Annotated in this window: 22 protein-coding genes; 11 read left to right on the plus strand and 11 right to left on the minus strand. The window is 41.0% G+C overall.

Features of this window, described 5'->3' with window-relative positions; translation table 11 throughout:
• Positions 1 to 107: 107 nt before the first annotated feature.
• Positions 108 to 1,418: a PAS domain-containing sensor histidine kinase gene (locus tag G0Q07_RS07675; protein ID WP_163345533.1), complete on the plus strand. Its 1,311-nt coding sequence runs from the start codon at positions 108 to 110 to the stop codon at positions 1,416 to 1,418.
• A 183-nt stretch (positions 1,419 to 1,601) separates the two neighbouring features.
• Positions 1,602 to 2,018 carry a DoxX family protein gene (locus tag G0Q07_RS07680; RefSeq protein WP_246223005.1) on the plus strand — a complete coding sequence of 139 codons (417 nt, stop codon included), beginning with the start codon at positions 1,602 to 1,604 and terminating at the stop codon, positions 2,016 to 2,018.
• 759 nt (positions 2,019 to 2,777) lie between these two features.
• On the opposite strand, the gene G0Q07_RS07685 is transcribed toward G0Q07_RS07680, so the two are convergent.
• The 6 genes from G0Q07_RS07685 to G0Q07_RS07710 all read right to left on the minus strand — a co-directional run bounded on the left by G0Q07_RS07685 (position 2,778) and on the right by G0Q07_RS07710 (position 10,015).
• Positions 2,778 to 3,359 (minus strand): hypothetical protein, encoded by a 582-nt coding sequence (locus tag G0Q07_RS07685; RefSeq protein ID WP_163345534.1) that lies wholly within the window; start codon positions 3,357 to 3,359, stop codon positions 2,778 to 2,780.
• 852 nt (positions 3,360 to 4,211) lie between these two features.
• Entirely contained in the window at positions 4,212 to 4,775 is a 564-nt protein-coding gene (locus G0Q07_RS07690) for a hypothetical protein (RefSeq protein WP_163345535.1), read from the minus strand.
• 40 nt (positions 4,776 to 4,815) lie between these two features.
• Positions 4,816 to 6,546 carry a tetratricopeptide repeat protein gene (locus G0Q07_RS07695; protein ID WP_163345536.1) on the minus strand — a complete coding sequence of 577 codons (1,731 nt, stop codon included), beginning with the start codon at positions 6,544 to 6,546 and terminating at the stop codon, positions 4,816 to 4,818.
• Between the two features lie 198 nt (positions 6,547 to 6,744).
• Positions 6,745 to 8,169 (minus strand): FAD-binding oxidoreductase, encoded by a 1,425-nt coding sequence (locus G0Q07_RS07700; protein WP_163345537.1) that lies wholly within the window; start codon positions 8,167 to 8,169, stop codon positions 6,745 to 6,747.
• Positions 8,170 to 8,327: 158 nt separating this feature from the next.
• A complete protein-coding gene (locus tag G0Q07_RS07705) occupies positions 8,328 to 9,434 on the minus strand; it encodes a nickel-binding protein (RefSeq protein WP_163345538.1) in 1,107 nt (368 codons plus the stop codon).
• Between the two features lie 89 nt (positions 9,435 to 9,523).
• Complete coding sequence (locus tag G0Q07_RS07710; protein WP_203532697.1) at positions 9,524 to 10,015, minus strand: cupin domain-containing protein; 492 nt, start codon at positions 10,013 to 10,015, stop codon at positions 9,524 to 9,526.
• A 285-nt stretch (positions 10,016 to 10,300) separates the two neighbouring features.
• Here G0Q07_RS07710 and G0Q07_RS07715 point away from each other — a divergent pair, with 285 nt between their 5' ends.
• Together G0Q07_RS07715 and G0Q07_RS07720 are read left to right on the plus strand one after the other, a co-directional pair.
• Positions 10,301 to 11,284, plus strand: a complete 984-nt coding sequence (locus G0Q07_RS07715) for an aldo/keto reductase (protein WP_163345539.1) — start codon at positions 10,301 to 10,303, stop codon at positions 11,282 to 11,284.
• A 41-nt stretch (positions 11,285 to 11,325) separates the two neighbouring features.
• Positions 11,326 to 11,889 carry a hypothetical protein gene (locus G0Q07_RS07720; protein WP_163345540.1) on the plus strand — a complete coding sequence of 188 codons (564 nt, stop codon included), beginning with the start codon at positions 11,326 to 11,328 and terminating at the stop codon, positions 11,887 to 11,889.
• 130 nt (positions 11,890 to 12,019) lie between these two features.
• Here G0Q07_RS07720 and G0Q07_RS07725 read toward each other — a convergent pair whose 3' ends face one another.
• Both G0Q07_RS07725 and G0Q07_RS07730 read right to left on the minus strand, forming a co-directional pair.
• Positions 12,020 to 12,763, minus strand: coding sequence for an energy transducer TonB (locus G0Q07_RS07725; RefSeq protein WP_163345541.1), 744 nt, complete (start codon positions 12,761 to 12,763; stop codon positions 12,020 to 12,022).
• Between the two features lie 317 nt (positions 12,764 to 13,080).
• Positions 13,081 to 14,181, minus strand: a complete 1,101-nt coding sequence (locus tag G0Q07_RS07730; RefSeq protein ID WP_163345542.1) for a helix-turn-helix domain-containing protein — start codon at positions 14,179 to 14,181, stop codon at positions 13,081 to 13,083.
• 272 nt (positions 14,182 to 14,453) lie between these two features.
• Here G0Q07_RS07730 and hutI point away from each other — a divergent pair, with 272 nt between their 5' ends.
• Both hutI and ftcD read left to right on the plus strand, forming a co-directional pair.
• Complete coding sequence (gene hutI, locus G0Q07_RS07735; RefSeq protein ID WP_163345543.1) at positions 14,454 to 15,707, plus strand: imidazolonepropionase; 1,254 nt, start codon at positions 14,454 to 14,456, stop codon at positions 15,705 to 15,707.
• A gap of 175 nt (positions 15,708 to 15,882) precedes the next feature.
• Positions 15,883 to 17,580 carry a glutamate formimidoyltransferase gene (gene ftcD, locus G0Q07_RS07740; RefSeq protein WP_163345544.1) on the plus strand — a complete coding sequence of 566 codons (1,698 nt, stop codon included), beginning with the start codon at positions 15,883 to 15,885 and terminating at the stop codon, positions 17,578 to 17,580.
• Between the two features lie 136 nt (positions 17,581 to 17,716).
• Here the strand turns inward: ftcD and G0Q07_RS07745 are convergent, their stop codons facing one another.
• The 3 genes from G0Q07_RS07745 to G0Q07_RS07755 form a co-directional block, all read right to left on the minus strand.
• On the minus strand, positions 17,717 to 18,469 hold the full coding sequence (locus tag G0Q07_RS07745) for a DUF5995 family protein (RefSeq protein ID WP_163345545.1): 753 nt from the start codon (positions 18,467 to 18,469) through the stop codon (positions 17,717 to 17,719).
• A 73-nt stretch (positions 18,470 to 18,542) separates the two neighbouring features.
• Positions 18,543 to 19,319 (minus strand): tetratricopeptide repeat protein, encoded by a 777-nt coding sequence (locus tag G0Q07_RS07750; protein ID WP_163345546.1) that lies wholly within the window; start codon positions 19,317 to 19,319, stop codon positions 18,543 to 18,545.
• 12 nt (positions 19,320 to 19,331) lie between these two features.
• Entirely contained in the window at positions 19,332 to 19,709 is a 378-nt protein-coding gene (locus G0Q07_RS07755; protein ID WP_163345547.1) for a MotA/TolQ/ExbB proton channel family protein, read from the minus strand.
• A 221-nt stretch (positions 19,710 to 19,930) separates the two neighbouring features.
• Between G0Q07_RS07755 and G0Q07_RS07760 the strand changes: the two genes are divergently transcribed.
• From G0Q07_RS07760 to G0Q07_RS07780, 5 genes are all read left to right on the plus strand, one after another.
• Positions 19,931 to 21,007: a sensor histidine kinase gene (locus tag G0Q07_RS07760; protein ID WP_203532698.1), complete on the plus strand. Its 1,077-nt coding sequence runs from the start codon at positions 19,931 to 19,933 to the stop codon at positions 21,005 to 21,007.
• Positions 21,000 to 21,710 carry a LytR/AlgR family response regulator transcription factor gene (locus G0Q07_RS07765; RefSeq protein WP_163345549.1) on the plus strand — a complete coding sequence of 237 codons (711 nt, stop codon included), beginning with the start codon at positions 21,000 to 21,002 and terminating at the stop codon, positions 21,708 to 21,710. The genes G0Q07_RS07760 and G0Q07_RS07765 overlap by 8 nt, the downstream gene beginning before the upstream one ends.
• Positions 21,711 to 22,042: 332 nt before the next feature.
• Entirely contained in the window at positions 22,043 to 22,702 is a 660-nt protein-coding gene (locus G0Q07_RS07770; protein WP_163345550.1) for a TetR/AcrR family transcriptional regulator, read from the plus strand.
• Positions 22,703 to 22,706: 4 nt separating this feature from the next.
• Positions 22,707 to 23,561 (plus strand): ABC transporter ATP-binding protein, encoded by an 855-nt coding sequence (locus G0Q07_RS07775; protein ID WP_163345551.1) that lies wholly within the window; start codon positions 22,707 to 22,709, stop codon positions 23,559 to 23,561.
• Complete coding sequence (locus tag G0Q07_RS07780; RefSeq protein ID WP_163345552.1) at positions 23,554 to 24,252, plus strand: fluoroquinolone export ABC transporter permease subunit; 699 nt, start codon at positions 23,554 to 23,556, stop codon at positions 24,250 to 24,252. The genes G0Q07_RS07775 and G0Q07_RS07780 overlap by 8 nt, the downstream gene beginning before the upstream one ends.
• Position 24,253 lies beyond the last annotated feature (1 nt).

Below are 24,253 nucleotides of genomic sequence, written 5' to 3' on the forward strand. Positions count from 1 at the left end.
TCCCGATCGCAGCATCGGGACACCTCCTTTTAAAAAAGGAGGACGCGGCTGCTTCTTCCCCCTTGGCGAAGGGCCTGTCCCGATCGCAGCATCGGGAAGTACCGCTGATGGAGTGCAATGGAATCAGTGGGGAGGTGGTGCCTGATTGCCACGGTCGTTCCTTCCTCGCAATGACACCGCTACCGCGCGAATTCCAACGTGTGGTTAATAGTACGGTGTTTAAGCTGACCGGACTATTTCAGTTATTTTTCGTAAGTTTAGTCGTAATTACTTTTAATATGACTAAAGTTAACATAGGCGAAGCTGAAAACCCCTATCTAAAAAAATGTGCTGAACAATTTCACCGAATAAGTGATCATGTTCCTATCGTGTTGTACGATTATATCTTACATCCTGATGGTTCCAGTGAGTTTCAATATGTGAGTTCCAGTTGCGAGGAGATTCTGGAATTAACAAAAGAAGAAATGCTCAATGACTCGATGTCATTTTGGAGCAGGGTACATCAGGATGATATTGAAATGTTGCAATCAGAAGATGAAAGAACAACCCGGGAAAATTCTTTTTTCAAATCTGAATTTCGTTATATTACAAAATCAGGAAAGACAAAATGGTTGCAGGCTGCGTCAAATCCCTCTAAGTTATTGTACGGGAATACCAGTTTATTTAGTGGCTATTGTTTAGATATTACCGAAAAGAAAAATCTCGAAAGCCACCTTAAAAATGAATTAGAAACGAAGGATAAATTTTTATCGATCCTTTCTCATGATATACGAACACCTTTGGGATCGCTGATGGTATTCGCTGAATTACTTTATGAAAAGCTAGACAACCAGAATTATACAGATCTTCTTGAATATGCGTCGATTGTTAAAAATACCTCAGAACAAACATTTCATTTTTTCGATAATTTGCTGGCTTGGGGAAGGTCACAGAAGGGTATAAACGATTTTAACCCTGACTTTTACTCGATTGATAGCATTATTCGCGATGTAATGGGATTGTTGAATGCAGCTGTATTGCAAAAAAATATTCAGCTTGAATTTGACATCGATAAAAATATTGAGGTATATGTGGATAAGGCCATGATAAAAACAGTACTTCGTAACTTGTTGTCAAATGCGATTAAGTTTACTGCTGATCATGGAAAAATAAGCGTCTCAACAAAAGTAGCAACTCAGACTATCGAAATCTCCATTAAGGATAATGGAAGAGGAATGAGAAAGGACAGGCTTGATAATCTTTTAAAATTGGATAAAATTGTTTCTGAAAAAGGAACAAAAGGCGAAAAGGGCTCCGGGCTGGGTTTGATTTTGTGTAATGAATTTGTTCAGAAACATAGTGGCACCATTAAGGCCGAAAGTGAACCCGGCAAGGGGAGTACCTTTACCATTGAACTGCCTCTAAAACATGTGAATTGAATAGCAGCGTAGCTAAACGTACATGGTATTCTATTCGCTCTTCTATAGAACATCAATTTGAAATGCGTTCATTTCTCCTGCCTGCCCCGGGCCGGGAGATGAATTGAATAGCAGCCTGACTTCAAACACAAAACAAATTGATTATCATACTGTTTCTCTTGTAATAAGCTAAATTTGTTGATTATGAAGTTTTTGCACACCGATAATTCCCGGACAACTTTTTTAATACGTATGATGGTTGGCCTCGTTTTCCTATCCGAAGGCCTTCAGAAATATCTATTTCCTGCCATTCGCGGAGCGGGGCGTTTTGAGAGCATTGGATTGCCAGCACCTGAATTACTGGGGTATACTGTGGGAGGTTTTGAGGTGGTTTGCGGGGTGTTCATTTTGTTGGGGTTTTTAACACGTTATGCTGCTTTCCCGCTTATTACTATTATGATTGTTGCCATTGGTACAACCAAAATAACGATTCTTGCAGATGATGGATTTTGGCAAATGATGCACGCTGCCCGTACCGATTTTTCGATGTTACTCGGTAGTATTTTTTTGCTGATAAGGGGAGGCGGTACCTGGTCTTTCGATTATCGATTGTTCCATTAACTTTTCAGAATATAGGAAACTGTTTATCTGAACAGTGAGATTGCCGTGGTCGTTCCTCCCTCGCAAGCACGTAATAAGTATTTTTTATCCGGCAGCGTACATTAAAATTTTCTATTCCGGTATGACTTATTGTTGCAAGTTATCCTGAATACGGTTGTTATAAATTATTGATGGTAGATAGAAGAAAAGAAGGGGAAAGCTCTATGGACGCTTTTTGAAGATGATTGATAATTTACAAACCCCTAAACACAAAACCAATCATTAATACAGAAGTCGCTTTCCCCTGGCTGAAGTTAGCAAAGCCAATACCATAATTTTATAAATCTGATATTTAGGTGTTTAACAAAATGTACATTTGTTTGGGTGTCTCTATTTGGGAAATATTTCCTGTAATGGTACAGGAAAAAGGAGACAGACAGGAGTGGCAATGGTTCTACTCCTGCGCGAATTATTCTTCCGTCAACTCGTCACTCGCGGCTTCCTCAATCCTCCTCCTTAATCAGTAATCTTTTTATTCGGATTGCTGCGGTCGTTCCTCCCTAGCAATGACTTTTTATTTGGGGAGTACCCCGAAGCGGACAATGACTTATTCATCCCGGCATGATTTATTTCTGTCCGCTGCCCTGATCATTATACTATCGTGTCATTGCGATTCCGATGAGTTTTACGATTCGGGAGAAGCAATCTCTCTAATCATTGCAACAAAAAAGGCTTAACAAGTTGTCAAGCCTTTTGTATTGGGGTATAAAGATCCGATTCTTACCGTTTGCCTTTAAGCATTGTAATGGTTCCTTCCCAGTAATGGTGCGAGTTATTGTCTTCTGTACTGTTGTAATCATCCGACCATCCTCCACCTGTTGCTCCGGCAAAACGTCCGGATCCTCCTAAAATTACAAATTCATCTCTCCAGTAATTCACCACATAATCGGGGTGATCATCCAGCGGCGGCGAAACTACAGCTCCTTCAATAGAGACAAATAGCGAATCACCATTGTCGGCTATAATATAAGCATCGGTATTACCGTAAAAAATAGAGTCTCCACTGGCTGTTGCGCCAAGAATACAAAAATCAAAATGGATGGTTGAAACGCCCACATGCGTTCCTTCGCCAACACCGTGTACAATAACATTTGTGGTGCCGGGACATTTGTCGCCGGGAGGCATGTAAGTTCCCAGGTAATGCACTTTAAAAGGTACGGTCACCATTTTAACGTCTCCATCTTTGCCGGATCCGTACTTTCCACTTTTCAGGTCGTTTGTAACATCTTCATTGAAATCTGCACAAGCAAAACACAAGCTGATGCAAAAAACCAGACACAGCAGTTTCTTGAAATTTTTCATAATTGGTAATTTTTGGTTAATAAAAAGTCTGGTTCTTCCACAACTGAAAATGGACGTAACTTTTCATACGCATATTACCGAATAAAAGTTATCCTATCTGTTTTATAGGAAGAATGTTGTTTGCTGAGAAGCATTGACTCACGGAGAAGTAAGCTCGCAACCACCCCGTCAGCGAAAGCATATTTATCATTCTGGTTTTATCATTTATCGCTGCCACCCTTCCTGAACCCCCTTTGTCGGCCAACACACAAGCTTTGCCCTGACATTTCCTCCGTCGGCTGACGGAGAAACAAAGCGGAATATCTGATTTAGTGGAGGGGAAAGGAAATTAGTGGAGAGGTGGTTTGGTTAGGATACCAAATAATCTCGTAGGGATTCGATTTTGGTAACCCCGGATGAATGATCCGTCGGCAGACGGAGCGAGAAATCCGGGGGTAAAAGGTAAACCGGAAAAGGCGCATCAGCCAAAGCATATCAGGGCAGGGAAGATCTATGCGCCGCAATTAGCAAAGTTAAATCACCACTCCGTAAGTGAAATATTATTGTTTCTCCACGGCGGAATGCCAAATTGTTGGGAGGGTCTCAATAAACGCTGGTAGAAAAAAAAGAAGGGGAAAGCTATATGGACGCTTTTTGAAGATGATTGATAATTTACAAACCCCTAAACACAAAACCAATCATAAATACAGAAGTCGCTTTCCCCTGTTTCATCTTTTCCAAGAGTCATACCAAAACTGAATGAGGTCTGACCTTTAGGTATTTAACAAAATAGTTCAATTTAAACCTTTCTCTATTTTGGAATTATTTTCCTTATTTGAGCCAATTTCCCGGTGAAAGGAAGTACGTGTATAATTACTTCTTCACGTATTTCGGTACCGGAATCATAATATGAACATAGGGCGTTCCGCTCCACATTACCCACGGGCCGCCGTTGTTTAAATTTGTTGGTATTCCTTCAATAACTGATTTGTCCGGTGAGACAACGACGATATGCGGCACTTGTATTTCCATCCATTCGTTGTCGGGAGTAGGACTGGTATCCCAGGGATTTGCATTGCTGCGCGGAGCTCCTCCCTGCAAAAAATAGCCAAAGCCTGTTCGGGTAATATCAGGGGTTCGTTTTTCTTTGATAGCACTAAAAAGCTCAATAATTTGATCGTCGACACACATGGGATTATAACCGGCCATGTGGGGATTGTCGGGGAAACAGGTCCACCCGTTGGTTCCTTCACGCAAAACGATTGGTTTTCCGTCGGGTTCTGACGAGTAGTCGAGAATGGTGGCATTTTTAGTAATCGAAGGTGGTCCGGCACTCATGGCTTCTTCGATTTTGGCTTTTATATCGTTGGGTTGCGCTTGTATGGAAAGGTGCACTAAACCTAAAAGTAAAATAGTTACAATTGAAAGTGTTTTCATCTCAGTATATAATTAAGGTATTCAATCAGCCAAAATGAGATTATTTAATCCTTGAACTGTTGATTGTAATATCTGCAGTTGCCCATATTTTCGTTAGTTGTTGATCGATTTCAGCAACTTTATCACTGTTTCCAAGCTTATTGTAAGCCCGTTTCAACCCGTGTAAAGCCCAACCATTTCGTGGAAAATTGGCAAGGTCTTCCCGATAAGTTTTAATGGCATCCTGATAGTTTTGAGCTTCAATTTGAACAGCTCCCAAATGATGGCGTACCGAGAAAAACCAATCAGGAGGTTCATTGTAGTTTAATGCATCTTCTACTGTTATGGCTTCGGTTAGTAATTTAACCGATTGCGAATAATCTTTTTGCGTAGCCATAATCTCAGCTTTCAAAACATGATGCGCTATCTGAACCAACTCGTAAGTTGAGTTAATATCCCAAATGGTCAGGTCTTTCAAACTTTCGTCCTGCGCTAAAATTTCAAGATTGTCAAGTTCCTTTTGCGCTCCGTCAACATCTTGTTTTGCCAGAAATGCCATTCCCCGGGCATAAGAACGAACTGCAGAAGGATAACTTAATGAAGGCGTTTCATCGGGTAAAGCAAGAATTTTATCCCACTTCCCGAATTTTACGTACACATAGTACGGGATAGTGTAAAAATGCTGAAGTGTTCCCCAGCCGGGTTCCTTCATCAACTGTATACTAATCATTTCGCCTAATTTTTCGGATGCCAGAATTCCCCAGTAACTGTTCCCTTCCAGTGTAGCTGTGGCTGCCATAAAATGATAATTGTGCGGATAATATGTTAGTGGATACACGCCCTGCGCATGACAGGCAGTGGTGTATGAGCTGTCGGCTGCAACGGCATTTATATTTGCAAAAGTTCCTTTATGATAGTGACCGGTGCGGATATAAATATGCGAAGGCATATGCACTAAATGTCCTGCTCCGGGTACAAGCCCGTTGTCGAATACATGAGCAGAAGGAATACCTCTTTCCGGAGTATTTGAGGACTCGACTGCATGAATGTACAAGTGATGAGCTCCCGGATGCAGTGGATTCTGGGCTATAATCTTTTCCAATACTTCCTCGATTTCCGGTGTCCAGGGTTGTGGTGTTCCGTCAGGGGTATAAAGATCCCAGGGGTGTATATTCATTAACGCTTCGGCATACATCGTTCCGATATCTGCATCGTTGGGGAAAGCTTCGAATACCGTTTTCATTGCCTCGGCAAAAGCTTTATCCAGAGGAGCTCTGTCTCTGGGTACGTCTTTGGTATAACGTTCAGCCATAGCCAGAATTAGTGCTCGTTCTTTTGGCGTAACATGATCAGCCAGTGCAACCGCTTTTTGTATGGCATCATAAGCCGGCGGGTAGTTTGTGCTTTCCATGTAACCCGCCGTGTTATAATTTGGCCCCAGCACATAAGCATAACCCCAGTAGGCCATGGCACAATCAGGATCGAGTTTCGCGGCATAGTAAAAAGAACGCGCCGCTTCAGCATGATTAAAAGCATAGGCCAAAATCAATCCCTGATCAATATATTTCTGAACCAGCTTGTTTTCGGTACTTACCGGAAACGAATGATTACCAAGATCATCAAACAGAGGTGCTTTTTGGTTGGTGCTGTACCAGTCGTCATCATCGGTAACAGGCATCGCATTACATGTTATCGTAGTATAGCTTAATTGTTTATTTTCCTTTTTTCCCATTCTACAACCCGAGAAAACGAGAAACAATAAAGGGATCAAGAAAAGTTGAAAAGTTTTCATAGTCATTCTTTTTAATACTGTTCTGGATTTTGCTGATTATTATGTTCCTGGGATAATGAAGGTTGTAGTGTTTACAATCTCGCTTGTAGGAATTACAAATCCTTCATCTGTCTGTCTGATGTCTGCCAGTCAACCTTCCCGAATAAGATCAGGACAAGTCAGGACTTGTCACCAAAGTTTTACTCAAAGTTTTACTCCTTATTCCACCGGTTTAATATTTTGGTTAATACGGAATAAATTGCCCGGATCGTATTTCTTTTTAATCACCGACAGGCGCTCGTAATTTTTTCCGTAGGCCGATTTTACCAGGTCGACACCTTCTTCGCCCAGACCGGCAAAGTTTACATACAAACCACCTGGTGACGATTTCTGCATATGTTTCAGGAATCCCCGGGCATAAGCCAGTACTTCATCATCAGCACTCGCATCGGCCCAGCAGGCATCAATGCTAAACAGGTATTTGTTTTTTCTTCCGGTAAATGCAGTTGCCGTATCCTTTATACGCGACATTGCTCCTCCATAATGCCAAATAGCGATCAGTATCATTGGCTGAGGTGGATTTACCGCCTGGTCAAACAGTGCATCAACCGTTTCATCGTTAAGCTCTTTTAAATAGGTTGATTTAAAATAGTAATGCTGGGCAGCTTTAGGGAAGAACGGATCAAACATACCTTGTAGCATCGTCCACGGAATTGGGGTGCTTAAATCCACGAGTGGAGTACTAATTTCCCGTAATGGCTGCAATAGCTTTTCTCCTTCATCCACTTCTCCGCAATGCACCGTTGCCAGAATCAGCACTCTTCTTCCATGTGTTTCTTCCGGAAAATCAGGTGCCGGAGGAATCGTCCAGAACATGGCACTTCCTGAAATTTCATCAGGCGAAGATTCGATAAATTCACGCCACACGGGAAGGATCTTTTTTGCTTCTTCAGCAGGATAAAAAGGAGCGGCCAGTGTTACCATCGGGCCCACGGGATACATGCGATATTCAAAAGACGTCACAATACCAAAATTTCCACCACCGCCGCGAACGGCCCAAAATAAATCAGAATATTCTTTTTCGCAGGCGGTTAAAAAGTTCCCGTCGGCAGTTACTACGTCTACCGACACCAGGTTATCGATGCTTAAACCGTATTTCTTTCGCAGCCAACCCAGGCCGCCGCCCAATGTTAATCCGGCAATACCCGTTGTTGATACCACACCCGCCGGCACCGCCATATTCAATACTTGAGTTTCGCGGTCAAGATCGGCAAGGGTTGCACCTCCCTGTGCATGAACGGTCCCTTTTTCCGTATTCAGACGAATGCCTTTCATTTGCGAAAGATCGATCATTAATCCGCCATCGTTTGAAGCACTGCCGCCCACATTATGACCTCCACCGCGTACCGAAAACAGAATGTCGCTCGCGCGCGCAAAGTTTACCGAGGCCATCACATCGGCCACTCCCGAACACTGGGCTATCAGCGCAGGTTTTTTGTCGTGCATGCCGTTCCAGATTTGTCGAACTTCATTGTAATTGGTATCAGCAGGAGTTATTACCGCTCCTCCCAACTTTGCGCCGAAATCGTCGATCAGCTGCTGATCGATGTTCGATTTCTCACCGGATTTTAAAATAATTTCCATGACTTTATAATTTTTGGTTAAAATGAAACCTTGCAAGTGCATATTTCACTACGGATGAACATTGTAGGTACTGCAATGCCATTCGGGTGAAATATTATCCTGGTAATCAGAGCGTAATTGAGTGGGGATTAGAACGAGCGGGATGGAGAGTTGCTAACTCATACAACTACCTGCGAAGGAAGGATTCCGTATTTCTCGTGAAAACACTTGGCGAAATAGGACGGATTGCTGATGCCAACTTCCAGGGCTATTTCGGTGATGTTTTTCTTTCGTTGTTTCATTAACGAAAGCGCTTTACTTAGGCGCAGGTCGCGAATAAAACCATTTGGAGAAGTGCCTGTTAGGTGTCGTATTTTTCGATACAAATGTGGGCGGCTAACGCCAATCTCGCGGCTTAAGCTTTCCACGTTAAAAGCTTCGTTGGGGTAGTGGCCGTCAACAATGGTAAACAGTTTGGTAAGAAAAGCTTCTTCCGCTTCATTCATTACTTTTACTGTTTGTTTTTCTATTTCCTGATCGCAGAAAACACTGAGTTTACCAAGAAGTGAAGAAGTGATAATTTCTCCGTTACCGGCAATCTTGCAAAAGCGGTAACTTTGTTCCACAGCCCGCTCAAAAATGGCGTTACCGTGATCGGTAACCGGTTGCCCAACGCTTATTCCCATTTTGTATCGGATATTCCAGCTGGCATCTTTTAGTTCAGCGATGTTTTTATTAAACGTCTCACGAATACCGATGGCACACTGAACGGCACTTTCGGGTGTGTAAAAGGTTGCAATAATACTGTCGTTTTGTAATTGTCTTAATATTCTTCCCTGATATTTGTGAATATAATCGCCGGCAATTTGTCGTGGTTTTTCCGGAAACTTTAATCGATCGAAATCAATGCTTTTTTTAATGGTTGTTAGCGAAATTATATCGAGCGTTAGAATAAAACGATAACCCGTGTCGGCCTGGCTGGCATTTTTCATTACAATGCCGTGGTCGAGTGCCTGGTCGTAGGCCATAAAGGCTGAATACATGCCTCCATCCACTTCCACAAGATTACATGTTTTTATGTCGTTTGCTTCTTTGTGTACGGCACGGCATGCTTCTTTGCTGGGGCCTTCCATCAGGCAAAACACCATGCCATCTTTTTCGTTCACCCAAAACTGGTGGTATTTTACGTTGTATTTCGACTGAACTTCAAGGTCTTTGAGGTGTGCTTTTTTAGCTTCTTCGAGTTTTATGCCGGGGGTTATGTGGTAATCCATAAATAGTGGCATAATCCAGTTTTAAACGTTCAGTATACATTGTAACATGGCGTTGTAATAAATAGTTCATCAGGCAGATACGCAGGCGGTACAATGAAAGCTTAGTCGTTTGATGACTGTGCTTCCTGCATTTCTTTCATTTTCTTTTCGAGATGCTCTCCCAGATGGTGCATACCTTCTTCGGGGCTAAAGCTTACCAATAGCAGGTCTTCCAATACTATACCGGTATGTCCGGGTTTCATATAAAAAGCTTCTCCTTTTTTAAAGGTCTCTTTGTTGCCGTCATCGTATTCAATCTCAATGGCACCTTCAATTACATAACCCCAGTGAGGCACCTGGCACAGGTCGTTCTCCAGTCCCTCAAGTAGCGGGCTAAAGTTGGTGCCTTTGGGCGTATTGTTAATATCTACGGTCATTCCTCCCCAGCCGTGAATCATTGGTATCACCATGTCTTTCGGAAAATCATCGAGGTGGACATGTGTATCTTCTGGAACATCGTTAGTGTTTAAAACAACCTTGCCATTTTGACTAATGGCTGTTGAGCTAACAAAAATAAGGGCAATAAAGCTTACAATAATTTTAATTCTTTTCATGACTGTAATTTTTAGTTAAACTATTAATGGACAAGTATTCTGGTCGCATTGTTACTACAAATTTACGCCATTACGACCATGCCAGTCGAACACAAATGAATCATAAAATGCAACATTTGTATCATGAATGTGTATATGGGGCGGAGGTTTGTTATTCTGCATTTTAAATTCTATATAAAGAATGGTATCTTGGTCAATTCTTCCCCGTTTAATAGATTGTAGCAATAAAACGGGGAGGAGTTATTTTAAAATGAGATACAAATTTCTGGTAAAAGACAGATTACGATGAAGACAAGAAAGTTAGGAAAGAATGGTTTTGATGTGAGTGAAGTTGGTTTGGGAACCTGGCAGATAGGGGCCGATTGGGGGAAGAATTTCCCAAGCGAAAAGGCACTGGAAATTTTAACCACAGCAGTAGAAAACGGAACTACTTTTTTTGATACCGCTGATGTTTATGGCGCCGGACAAAGCGAAAAATTTATCGGTGAGTTTTTAAAGCAAACGGATAAGGCTATTCGAGTGGCTACCAAATTTGGGCGTGGTGGTGATGTATTTCCCGATTCGTATTCAAAAGATGCCATGCGGAAATCGATAGAAGGATCTTTGTCGAGGCTGGGAGTAGATGCGCTGGATTTATTGCAACTGCACTGTATCCCGACCAGCGAATTACAAAAAGGCCATGTTTTCGACTGGCTGCGCGATTTTAAAAGCGAAGGCCTGATTAAAACTTTTGGTGCAAGTGTTGAATCGGTAGACGAAGGAATGCTATGTCTGGAACAGGAAGGAATACAATCTTTACAAGTAATATTTAATATTTTCAGGCAGAAACTGGTAACCGGGTTATTGCCGCAGGCCGAAGCAAAAGGAGTAGGTATTATTGTACGTTTGCCGCTGGCCAGTGGTTTACTCACAGGTAAGTTTAGTAAAAATACGACCTTTGAGAAAAACGATCACCGAAACTTTAATAAAGATGGCGAAGCCTTTAACGTAGGAGAGACGTTTGCCGGCTTACCATTTGAAAAGGGTGTTGAGCTGGCTGATGCATTAAAAAGCTTCGTTCCCGGAGATATGAATATGGTGCAGTTCGCGCTGCGATGGATTCTCGACCACAATGCTGTTTCAACCGTTATCCCCGGAGCAAGTTCTCCGGCACAGGTAACAGGAAATAGTGCGGCTTCTGAGCTGGCTCCGTTATCCGATGAACTTCACGCTAAACTGTCGGAATTCTATCTGTCGCGTGTTCACGATTCAATTCGTGGTGTGTACTAAATTTAACGGGAGTGCGTTAACCTTTTAAAAAAGAATCAGTAATGTCAAAAAATACTAAGTTTCTCGTTTTGTTTTTAGTGCTTGCCTTAAATGCCTGCATTTTTAATAACGACGACGATAAGCCCAAATCGTATTTGTTTGTTGAACAATTTACCCAAACCGATGGCGTTCTGATTTCCGGTCCGGAGCCACCATCGATGCAAATAGATTTCCCGACTTATCGTTATGATTCCGGGTTGAGAACTCTGAATGGTATTATCGATTTTGAAATCAACAAAGACCTTCGATTCATTTATGGCAGTGGAACCTGTTTATCGGGTACCGCAGGTGGAGGATGTGGAACCGGACTTACAGGTGTTTACGAAATGCCTTTTGAACAAGGAGCATTTGAAATGCTGAAAATTGAGGAGGACGGTATGATACGATTTATCTACGAAGACGAGGTTTTTAGTTTGGGTGTAAATGAAGAGCATGCGGTGGTAACTTCCTACATGGATACCACCGATATGGATGGGGTAAACAGTATCTCTGAAATTACCAGTACACACACCATTTCGAATTTTGGATTTATCAATGAGGAAGATGTTTTTCCGTGGGAATGGTAATCTTAAGCCACGAGCAATCAACTCTCTTCTCCCGGGATGGTCAAACACTGTCGGCTGCTAATGAAAAAGCCGTCTCGAAAATCAATTCCGAAACGGCCTTAAGCAATACATTCATGTAGTGCGTTTATTATTATTTGGTTGCAAAAATTTGCGTAAACTCTTCGTATGCATCCATGCTTTTTACTTTTTCAGCAAGATTGTCTTCCAGGAAATCTACATTTCCACCCTGTTTTTTAAATCTTTCTACATAGGCTTGTGCTGCCTGCGAATTTCCCTGATCCAGTTCGCAAATTGCCAACATGTACAGAGTTGCCTCATCGTATGGTTTGTAGCGAACTGCTGATTCAAATTGCCTGATCGCCTTTTTTGTTTTTCCGTCATTAAATAATTTATCAGCACCTTTGGTGAAATAAGTTCTGGCAATTTCATTAAAATCGCGTTTTGTGGCCGACGATTCTGACATTCCCAGTTTTACCTCAATAGCAACTTCTTTTTCCATTGCAACCGGAACACCGTTGTTTTTACCAGGCATCCACATATAATCGGTTTTGTCAATGATTCCTGTAATCAGGTTATCCACTTCGGGCGAAACACTGTTTACTACTTCAATGTTCGACAAACTTCCATCAGTGTTAATAATAAATCGAACGACCTCGGTACCTTCAGTAACCCGGCTGAATTCACTATCGTATTTAAAGTTCTCTGCTATAAAGGTTTTTAGTGAATTTTCATTGTTGGTTGGCGAGTACTTAACTGCTGTAAATTTTGGTGGAGTTACTTCTACATCGCTCATCATATGAGGAGGTACATTTTCTTGTGCATTTGCAAAAATGGTTGCAAATAAACATGCGAATAAAAATTTAATTGTTTTCATGACTTTGAGTTTTAATAGTTTTCAAATACTTGTTAATTCATTCTCTTTTTAAATTTCAATTGTTTTCTGTTGTAGTTTCTATATTTCTGTTTTCAGTGTTTTCCTTTTTAATAATTAAGAACTTTTGTTTTATTTCTTTACACCGGTTAATGTCTTAAATTTTGTTGGGTTTGATGTGCTTGTATCTGACTTCAGTATTGGTTCATATACTTCTTACTTGCAAATTTAAGGCAGAATATGATGCAAGTGTTAGCAATTTTGATTCAAAAAATGACAAAAAAAGATCAAAAGGTATTATATTCGCAGAATTGCAGATTTTAAAATTCCAGTTGGTAGTAAGAAGGTTTTATTCCAAATTCGTTCTGAAAACATTTTGAAAAATAGGATGGACTGCTAAAACCTGTATCGAATGCAATTTCGGAGATGTTACCACTTTTGTTACGAAGGAGTTCTTTGGCGCGGCTCAGGCGGTATGCTTTTATAAACGAATTGGGCGACTGGCCAATAATCAATTTCATTCTTCTATAAATTTGCGATTTACTACAGCCCAGCTGTCCTTCAAGCATCGAAGCATGTAAATCCTGGTTTTGCCAATGCTTTTCCATGTAATCCATCAGTTCAGTTAAAAACCGAACATCGTCGGGTGAAACTGATTGTATACGGTTACCTTTTATAACTATTTTCATGCTTTCGCTTTGAAACAGGTTTCGCACTTCGAGAGTGATCAGAATTTTTGATGTTGAAACGTAACACAACCTTTTGGCCAGTTTTACCGCTTGTTGAAATTCTATACTATCGTTATTGCTAAGAAAACAACCGCTTATTCCTGCTTTTAGAAATAACTGTTGTTCCAGGTTTTTAATGACCGGCGTAAAATCTTTATGCATTTTTAAAGCACAATTAACTGCAGCGCTCACCGAATCAAAAGTAACTTGTGCAGCATAATGGTCGCGTTTAATTATGGTTCCCTCAAATTGGTCGCTATACTCTACTAATAATCTTTTAAAATCTTTTTGAATAGCACCTCGTTCATTTGCCGCCATGCTGTACAACTCATTCGATTCAATACTGAGTGCCATTATAGTTATAAGCGGACGGGTGGCAATACTGTTGATATCAACTTTTTTGGTTTCGGTTTGTCTTTCAATTTGTTTTAGAAAAAAATCAATTATCCTTGAATCGACTTGTATAATATGGTTGGGCACATTCGCATGTTCTTCCTTGTGCAATTGTTCAACGCAGCTGCGATTGGGGGCTTCAAACAAACAAAAGGCTATTCTTCTTATCTCGTCGAAACAATAACCCAGTTTTCGGCAGTTGTAACGGTATTGGATTTTTAAATCTTGAAGGTGCTTTTGTGCTATTATCGCGGAGGGGGGATCATCATTTAGCTCGTGACTATCGATAAAGTATGGCATATTCTCAAGCTTTTAATTAGTGGTTAAACACTTGGGAACTACCAGAAAGTATATAAGGATAACCGGGTTAGCATGGATGCAAAAGTGGTAATTAGAGAAACGCTTGGGTTGAGTAAATGTTCAAGAGAGTTGATAATTGGTGAATCATGGTATTTTGTTTTTTTATGTGTTTCGGTTTCCCTGATTTCCATCATTTCAAAAACGACTTGGAAAAGGTTGATTTACCTATACATTTTTGTACCTTGAAAAGCAAACAGATAACAGCAAACAATATGAAACTATTACTTGAAAATATAAAAGAGTTGGTTCAGGTAGAAGATCAACCCGTTCCGTTCAGAGCCGGAAAAGAAATGGCAAAAGTTAATACTATAAAAGATGCTTTTCTGATTATCCGCGATGAAGTGATTGAGGAATTTGGCCCAATGGAGGAGCTGAAAGATAAATATATTGATGATGATTTGTTGATTGAGATCGATTGCACTAACCGGCTTGTTTATCCCAGCTTTTGCGATTCGCACACACACCTGGTTTATGCGGCACCTCGCGAAAAAGAATATGTAGATCGGATAAAAGGACTTTCGTACGAAGAGATTGCCCGCAAGGGAGGAGGTATTCTGAATTCGGCAAAACTGTTGCACGAAACTTCGGAAGACGAGCTGTACGAAAGTGCTATGGATCGTGTTTGGGAGATCGTGAAAATGGGAACCGGAGCGGTTGAAATAAAAAGTGGTTACGGACTAAATACCGAAGACGAATTGAAAATGCTTCGTGTAATTCGCCGGATAAAACAGACTGCACCCATTTGTGTGCGTGCCAACTTTTTGGGGGCACATGCCATTCCATTGGAGTATAAAAGTAATCCGGCTGAGTATGTCGACATCATAATCAACGAAATGATTCCGCAGGTGGCAGCTGAAGAACTGGCCGACTTTATCGATGTGTTTTGCGACCAGGGTTTTTTCTCAGTAGAAGATACCGAACGTATTCTTATGGCCGGAATGAAATACGGGCTGCGACCAAAAATTCATGCCAACGAACTGGGATTAACAGGCGGTATTCAGGCTGGGGTAAAATACAACGCCCTTTCGGTTGATCATCTGGAGTTTGTGGGTGACGAGGAAATTGCTGCGTTAAAAGACTCGGAAACAATGCCCACCGTTTTGCCGGGTGCTGCCTTCTTTTTAAATATGAAATTATCGCCGGTGCGCGAAATGATAGAAGCCGGTTTGCCGGTGGCATTGGCATCGGATTTTAACCCGGGATCGTCGCCAAGTGGAAACATGAGTTTGATATCGGCGATGGGATGTATAAATTTTAAAATGTTGCCCGAGGAAGTGATAAACGCTACCACACTAAACACGGCCTACGCCATGGGAATTAGCGAAAGCTACGGAAGTATTGCCAGGGATAAAATTGCCAACCTGTTTATTACCGGCGAAATTCCGGGAATAGAATACCTGCCATACGCATACGGCTCTAACCTGGTAGAAACGGTGATAATTAACGGCGAGATTCAAAACTTCTAGTCTTCGAATCCGCTCAGTCTGACTGTCTTTAATCACTGTGAAAAATCATAATGAAAATCTTTTGCAATTTATACATTCGCATAAATTGTCATTTCGACGAGTTAGCGAGGAGAAATCTGTTACAAAACGAAGAGATTTCTCTCTGCGTTCGAAATGACAGAAAAACCGAAACGAGATGAAAAAAATAATCGAATGCGTTCCAAATTTCTCTGAAGGGCGCGATATGAGTATAATCAAAGAAATTACAAATGCCATTGAAAGTGTGGCGGATATCAGCTTGCTGGATGTCGATCCGGGAAAAGCAACCAACCGCACCGTAGTAACTTTTGTTGGTACGCCTGATGATGTGATTGAAGCTGCTTTTCGCGGAATAAAACGTGCTGCAGAGTTGATCGATATGAGTCAGCACCATGGTGAACATCCTCGTTTTGGCGCTACCGATGTGTGTCCGTTGGTGCCAGTGGCCAATGTCACGATGGAAGAAACCATCGAATATGCCCGCAAGCTGGGACAGCGTGTTGGCGAAGAACTGGGAATCCCGGTGTTTAGTTACGAATTTGCCGCTTTTAAAGAAGAACGCCGCAGTTTGGCTACTTGTCGCTCGGGTGAGTACGAAGCTTTAAAAGAGCGCATTACTACTGAAAAATGGAAACCTGATTTTGGGCCGAATGAATGGAATAAAAGAGTGGCAGGAAGTGGTGCAACAGCCATCGGAGCACGTAATTTTTTGGTGGCATACAATATCAATCTGAATACTACTTCAACGCGTCGGGCGAATGCAATTGCTTTTGATATTCGTGAGGCCGGTCGTGTTAAACGTGAGGGAAATCCAATTACAGGAAAAATTATAACTGATGAAAACGGTGAGCCGGTTCGTATTCCGGGAAGCCTGAAAAAGACCCGTGCCATTGGCTGGTACATCGAAGAATATGGTGTGGCACAAATCTCCATCAACCTGACAGATATTACGGTAACGCCCGTGCATGTTGCTTTTGATGAAACCTGCAAAAAAGCTACCGAGCGCGGAATTCGAGTGACTGGTTCCGAGTTGGTGGGCTTAATTCCGCTGCAGGCCATGTTGGATGCCGGAAAATATTTCCTGCGTAAACAAGAACGTTCCACCGGAATTTCAGATGAAGAGATTATAAAAATTGCCATAAAATCATTGGGGCTTGACGAGCTTGGCCCGTTCGATCCGAAAAAGAAGATCATTGAATATATGATCGAAGACAAATCGGCGAAAAAGCTGGTGGATATGACACTAACCCAGTTTAAAGATGAGACGGCGTCAGAATCTCCGGCGCCGGGTGGTGGTTCTATTTCTGCTTATGTTGGAGCCTTGGGAGGAGCTTTGGCTGCCATGGTGGCCAACTTATCAGCACACAAACGTGGCTGGGATCAGCGTTGGGAAGAATTCTCCGATTGGGCAGAAAAAGGAAAATACTACCACACCGCTTTGCTGAATTGTGTGGATGAAGATACCGATGCTTTCAACAAGATTATGGCAGCTTTTGGATTGCCAAAATCCAGCGAGCAGGAAAAAGCTGAGCGTAAACAAGCCATTCACGATGCTACAAAAAATGCCATTGAAGTGCCGTTAAAAGTGATGCAACTGGCGCACGATTCGCTGGAAGTTATGCAGGCCATGGCAGAAGTTGGAAATCCGAATTCGGTTTCCGATGCCGGAGTAGGAGCTTTGTGTGCACGAACAGCTGTTGAAGGTGCTTTCCTGAATGTGAAGATTAATGCGGCTGGTTTTGGTGATGCTGAATTTTTGAAGGATGCTTTGAATAAGGCAGAAAACTTATTGAAATCAGCTAAAGAAAAAGAGGCAGCAATTCTGGATATAGTCAATAAAAAGATTGAAGGATAACTTAGTTTGTCATTTCGAAGGAGGAACGACTGAGAAATCTCTTACTCTACCGAATTCAGCTACAGATTTCTCTCTTCGTTCGAAATGACATTCATATATGCTACTGATTTGATAAATTAAGGCGGTGAAGAAAATTTCATCGCCTTAATTTTTGAATTTTATCGCTTACCGTTCCGCGTTCTGTCCAGCGAATGATTTGAAACAAAAAGCGGATAATTTTTCCCGGATCGGTAATCAGCCGGGTTTTATCGGCTACTTTTTCATCTCTGATTTTGATGGTTTTCGGCCAACCAGTTTTTTCAACAGCAGCTACTTCTTTTGCATATTTCCAGGCTCCTTTGCGGGCAATCTTCATACTAAAATCGACCAGCAAATTATCAACTTGCCCTAACCATAAAAGCAGTTTGCGTAAAAACGGCCAGATGGAAGAAAGTCCTTGCTGCACTTCGTCAACCATCGAAGCCAGTATTTCGTTTATTCGATTAAAATCATCTTCCAGCTCTTCGATAGAATTAGTGCTTGAAATTTCTGCGGCCGCTATGCCAAGATCGAGATTAATATGGGCGTTCATTCCCAGTAAAAGATGTTGAACCACCAGCAGATTATTGTTTGAAGCCGCTGTAAAAGCAATTTCCCACGATTGTGTTACCGGCTCGTTATTCATCCACGCAAAATAGGCATCGATGTAACGTTTGGCAAAAACAACATCGAGCTTCGCCATTCGCGGGCCATCATCAAAGTAATTATTCTTAATTTCTTCTTTTACTTTGACTGTCACTTTTTGGTAGAGCACTGCAAAATAACCCAGTGTATCGCCGGTTTTTAATGATTCTTCAATAATTAAATTCAGCGTGAGAATAACATCGTCAATATTTTCGATTGGTTTCATTTGGTGCCTGTTTTGGTTGCGACATAATTATGCAACAACAAACCTCGTCAGCTCTGCTGCGAGGAGTTTCAATTTACTCTTTCCAAATTTCAGCACACCTCTGTTTCTCGGCAATGCGTAAAATTGAAAATCCCAGTTCAATTGCCCGGTTAAAGTCTGCACAGGCTTGTTCTTTCTCTCCCAATTCGTAACGAGCCAGCCCTCGAAGGAACCAGGCATTTTTGTTATCCGGATCCAGCTCAATTGCGTGGTTGCAATCAGACACTGCTCCTTCCATGTCGGCAGGAAACCGGGTTCCTGCCCGGTTAATGTAGGCTCTGGCATCATTCGTATATTGTGCAATGTAAACATCGAGATCTGCTTTGGCTTCTTTCGATTTCCCTATGGCAAGGTAAATTCTGGCACGTGTAAGATTTAGGTCAGGATTTTCACTTATTGAAATCTTTTGCGACAGTTCCTCTAATAAATCCTGGAAGTTTGGTTTTGTCCAGAAACCCATGGTCATTTTTATCCGCCCGTTGCACATGTCGTCAATTAAATCGAAAGCCAGGTAATAATCGGTTTTTATAATTTTATATGTTCCGGATTCCGGGCACATAATGCCTTCTTGATCATCGAAACGAACTGTATTTTTATCAACTTTGTAATCGGTCACCACGTCAACGTTTTGGTTGTCGTTAAAATCAACTGCAACCGTTCCGTCGTTTTTAAATTCCAACGAAACAGGTCCTGTCTGGCTCATTCTAACCCATTTCCCTTCAATTGGTATAGATGTGTTTGCCTGTGCAGCTAATGAGAAGGTGAAAAGACACAGAGCAATGGTTGGTAGTATATTCATTGTGAGTTTCATTCTTGTATTGATTTAATTGTTTTCCTGTGGTTTAAAATCTTTTTGTAGTTGTATTAATACAACGATTCCCAATCGTGTTAACGCAAAAACAAGAATTCCGCACAAGGGAGCAACCAATGCTATCTTTAATCCGTCGGCAAATACACTTGGCGCTACATCTCCCATTGCCTGAACTTTATCGAAAATCGAGATTAGTCCAAAAGTGCGACCTAAGAATCCCCAGGCTACAGCAAACCAGCTTATCGATTTCATCAATTCAATGGTTTTGTACTTATCGCCTTTTATGATAATACCCCGCACAAACAGCCCGATTAGTACCAAAAATGCCAGCATAATAATGTAGGTAAAAGCGGGGCCGCCATCGTTTAGTTTGTCAATTATTGAATTCATAACTTTTAGTTTTTAAATAAATACTAATCAAATGTAAGCCGGAAATTGATTGTATTTATTTTATTGCGACAGATGGACGATTCTGTACGTGTTTTTTCAAAATTACGTTTATAAACCGATAATGAAATGGTATAAATGCAACAAAGCGAAGAAAACCCGCAATTCGTCGCTAAAAAAATGCCGGTTCATGAAAAATCAGTAGTATTGTATAAATGAACCTTTTGAAGAAAATAAACTTTAAGACAATCCTTTTCCATTCGCTGTTTTGGGTGGCGGTTTGGTTTTTCTTTTTCTATTTTTTTAGCTACAACTCTGATAAAGTTGATTATGCGCTGTGGTTTTCAAGTGGACTATTGCCGCTAACTATTGGTGTTACCTATTTTGTAAATTACCACCTCATTCCCCGTTATCTGCTGGCTAAACGCTACTGGAAATTTGCCCTTTACAGCTTTTATACTTTCGTCTATATTTCCTACGTTATTTCCTTGCTGATTTATACCTGTCTTATTCTTGTGCTCAAATTTAACCTGAATGAGATGCCACCAATGAGCAAGAATTTCTTCTTCGTTCTACTGCTGGTTATAATTGTTGTTGGGGTAATTAGTTTTGTAAGCATTCTAAACCAGAGCTTTAAAACAGCTACTGCAAACAAAGAGTTACAGAATAAAATTCTGGAAACGCAACTTCAGTTAAAAGAGCAGGAACTGCACTATTTAAAACGCCAGATCCATCCGCATTTTCTTTTCAATACTTTAAATACAATTTATGGATTTGCCCTGAAGCAGTCGAAACAAACGCCCGATATAATTCTGAAACTTTCGAATTTGCTGGATTATATTTTGTACCAGGTAAACAAACCACTTGTAAGTTTAAAAGAAGAGGTACTGCATATTCAGGAGTACATTGAGTTGGAAAAAGTGCGTTTTCAGGATACGTTGAAAGTGGATTTTAGTGCATCTGAAATTAATGATGAAATTCAGGTGGCGCCCATGTTGTTAATACCTTTTGTTGAAAATGCCTTTAAACATGGTAACTTAGTGAATGGATTTTTGAGGATAAAAATTGAAGTTCGGGTTGACAATGACTGCCTGGAATTTGTGATAGGAAATTCATTTATTCAAGAGGATAACGAACATAAAAATGGCGGGCTTGGGCTGTTGAATATCCGAAAACGGCTGGATTTAAATTACCCGAATAATTATGAGCTTACAAACGAAATAAAAGAGAATTGGTACTTTGCAAAACTTGTGATTTGCGACCTGACAAAAACAAAACAATCAGACCGGGGAGATGAGTAAAATACGTTGCATTATAGTCGATGACGAGCCCATGGCACGCGAAATTCTGGAGAGCCATCTCCGGAAGATCGAAACCGTTGAAGTGGTGGCGTTGTGTAAAAATGCCATCGAGGCATTTAATGTGATCAGCAGTCAGCCTATCGATTTGGTTTTTCTCGATATAAATATGCCGGAGATTTCGGGCTTGTCATTCGCCAAATCCATTAATAATTCGGTAAAAGTGATTTTTACAACAGCTTACCGCGAATATGCTGTTGATGGTTTTGATTTACAGGCGGTAGATTATTTGCTAAAACCTATTTCGTTTGGCCGCCTGATGCAAAGTATCAACAAATACCTGAGCGAAAATCAGCAGGTGGATTTTGACGAGCCGGCACGGATTGAGCCCGAACAAAGCGAATCGATATTTGTGCGCTCCGACCGGAAAATGATAAAAATTAATTTCCCGGAAATCCTTTACATTGAAAGTCTTGCCGATTATATTAAAATACACCTGGTTGATAAAACAGTTGTAACGCGAGAAACTATTTCCAGCATCGAAGCCAAATTACCTCAACAGGATTTTCTGCGCGTGCATCGTTCGTTTATAGTGGCTGTTAATGCCATCAACTCATTCACTTCAGAAATAATCGAAATTGGTAAAAAGCAAATACCGGTAAGCCGCAGTTATAAAGATGTGGTGCTACATAAGCTTCAGTTTTGAAATCTTTAAGTCAGTGTTAATGTCTGTATTTCAGTATAAAAATCGCATCACTTGTCTGGAATATTAATCGAGATAAATATCCGTATACGTACCTATTTAGGCTGACAGCCTAATTTATTTCAGCCCATTGGCAAGCGGATGCGATGCCTTGGGTATATTTTCAGCCCGATGTCATCCATTTTGTCAGTCTGCGCAAGGCGCTGCCTTAGGTTGAAATCAGTTGTTCTTTCAGGACGAAAAAATTAATTGGGTTACCATTAGGATAATTATTTTAATTGATATGACCGTGCAGTCATTTTTATTTCTATATTTGTGACCACGTAGTCATTGTTATGCCAAAAGAGACATTTATAAAGCTAAAAGAGGAAAAGAAAAAGCAAATTACAGATGCTTTTTTAAGGGAGTTCGCGGTGAAAACCTACGACGAAGCTTCCATATCTATGGTGGTGAAACAACTGGGAATTGCCAAAGGTAGTGTTTACCAGTATTTCAACGATAAACTTGATTTGTTTATGTATTTGGTAGGTGAATCGGTGGCGGTAAAGTCTCGGTACACAGCTTCATTAAAAAGAGAGGACTACTCTGATTTCTGGACTTATTTTTCTGATTTGTATGTATATGGATTTCAGTTCGATGATGAAAACCCCTTGCAAAGTCATTTTTTGCATAACCTTACACAAAACCTCAATTCACCTTCCATAAAACATTTGTACAACGAGTTGCTGTCGCAGGTTGTGACAGGGTTTGAGAAGATGGCGGAATATGAGGTGCAAGAGGGCTTGTTTCGTTCTGATATTCCGGTAAAAACACAAGGATTTTTTCTGTATAAAATCGGTATCAGTATCCAGGAACAGTTGGAAGTAACCGGCGTAATCAATCCGAAGGAAAGTATAAAAACGCAACAGCCGGTTTATTTCGGAAAAAAGAACGATTTAATGGAGGTTGTTGCTGACTATATTAAACTGGCCAAACCGGCTTTTGATAAAAACTAAACGAATGATACAAGTTGAAAATTTGGTGTTTCAATACCCCGGAAACGATGGGCCAACATTAAAAGGTCTTGATTTTTCCATTAAAAAAGGGGAGATATTTGGCTTTCTAGGTCCTTCGGGAGCGGGGAAAAGTACCGCGCAAAAAGTGTTGTATAAAATTCTGGAGGGCTACAAAGGACAAGTGAATATTGATGGGAAAAATCTTTCGGAGTGGAATAATTCTTATTTCGAACGTATTGGAGTAGGATTTGAGTTGCCCAATCATTACCAGAAATTAACGGGGAGGGAAAACCTGGAGTTGTTTGCTGCTTTTTATCCAAACAGCGCGAAAAAAACGATGTTGGAACTTTTTGAAATGGTTGACCTGCAGGACGCCATGGATAAACCGGTTGAAACCTATTCGAAAGGCATGAAAATGCGCCTGAATTTTATTCGCGCCATTCAGCACGATCCTGATATTTTGTTTTTTGATGAGCCAACCACCGGTCTTGATCCGGTAAATGCACACAAAATAAAACAGCATATTCTGGATTTGAAAAACTGTGGAAAAACCATTTTTGTAACCACGCACAGTATGGAAACTGCAGATGGTATCTGCGATCGTGTATCGTTTATTGTGGATGGGAAACTGGTGCTGACCGATACACCACGAAACCTGAAAAGCAGTTATGGGAAAGAAGCTGTTAAAGTTGATTTAAAAAGTGGCAAATCAGAGGAATTTCCGCTGAAGAATCTGGGTGTTAATCCGGAATTTCTGGACTTTATAAAAAAGGATGCGGTAAAGCGTATTCATACGCTTGAAGCTACTTTGGAAGAGGTTTTTATACGTGTAACCGGAAAATCACTCGATCATGAATAGCTTTGGTTCGCAATTAAAATGGCAGTTTGTTTTGCTGCAAAAGAATAGCATTATCGCGGTCAGTTTTGCGGTAACGCTGATGTACGGGCTCGTGCTGTATTTCCTGCGTGATATTAATGGTTTGGATAAATTGGTGGTAGCACTTGTTTTGAATGATCCGTCGGTAATTGGTTACTTTTTTATTGCATTGTCCATTTATATCGAGCTGAAACATCAGATTTTGCAGGCAATATTTGTAACGCCCTTCAACTTGCATCATTTGCTGATCTCAAAAGTTATTTCCATTTCTCTGATTGGCGCGGTTTGCTCCCTGGGACTGGCTTTTTCAGTAAAAGGATTCGATTTTAATATTGTCCTGTTTGCTATTGGCTCGCTTGCTATTTCTGTTCTTTCAGCTTTGCTGGGATTGTATATGCTTACTTTTTCAGATGAGATCTTAAAGTTTACCATGACTTCCATTCCCGTATTCCTTGTATTTGTAAACCTGCCGCTCATTCAATATCTCGGAGTATTGGAGTTGGGCGTAGTGAAATATATTCTCCCCATTCAGGGAAGTCTCGACCTGATAGATTACGCGGTTAGCGGCACGACAGTTAATTTTGTTTATGCCGTTGTTTCTATCGTTGTTTTTATTCCGCTTTTTTACTGGATGGCATTTCGCCGCTTTTCAAGCAAAATCGTTCACCAATAAA

Source organism: Draconibacterium halophilum (assembly GCF_010448835.1).
GTDB classification, from domain to species: domain Bacteria; phylum Bacteroidota; class Bacteroidia; order Bacteroidales; family Prolixibacteraceae; genus Draconibacterium; species Draconibacterium halophilum.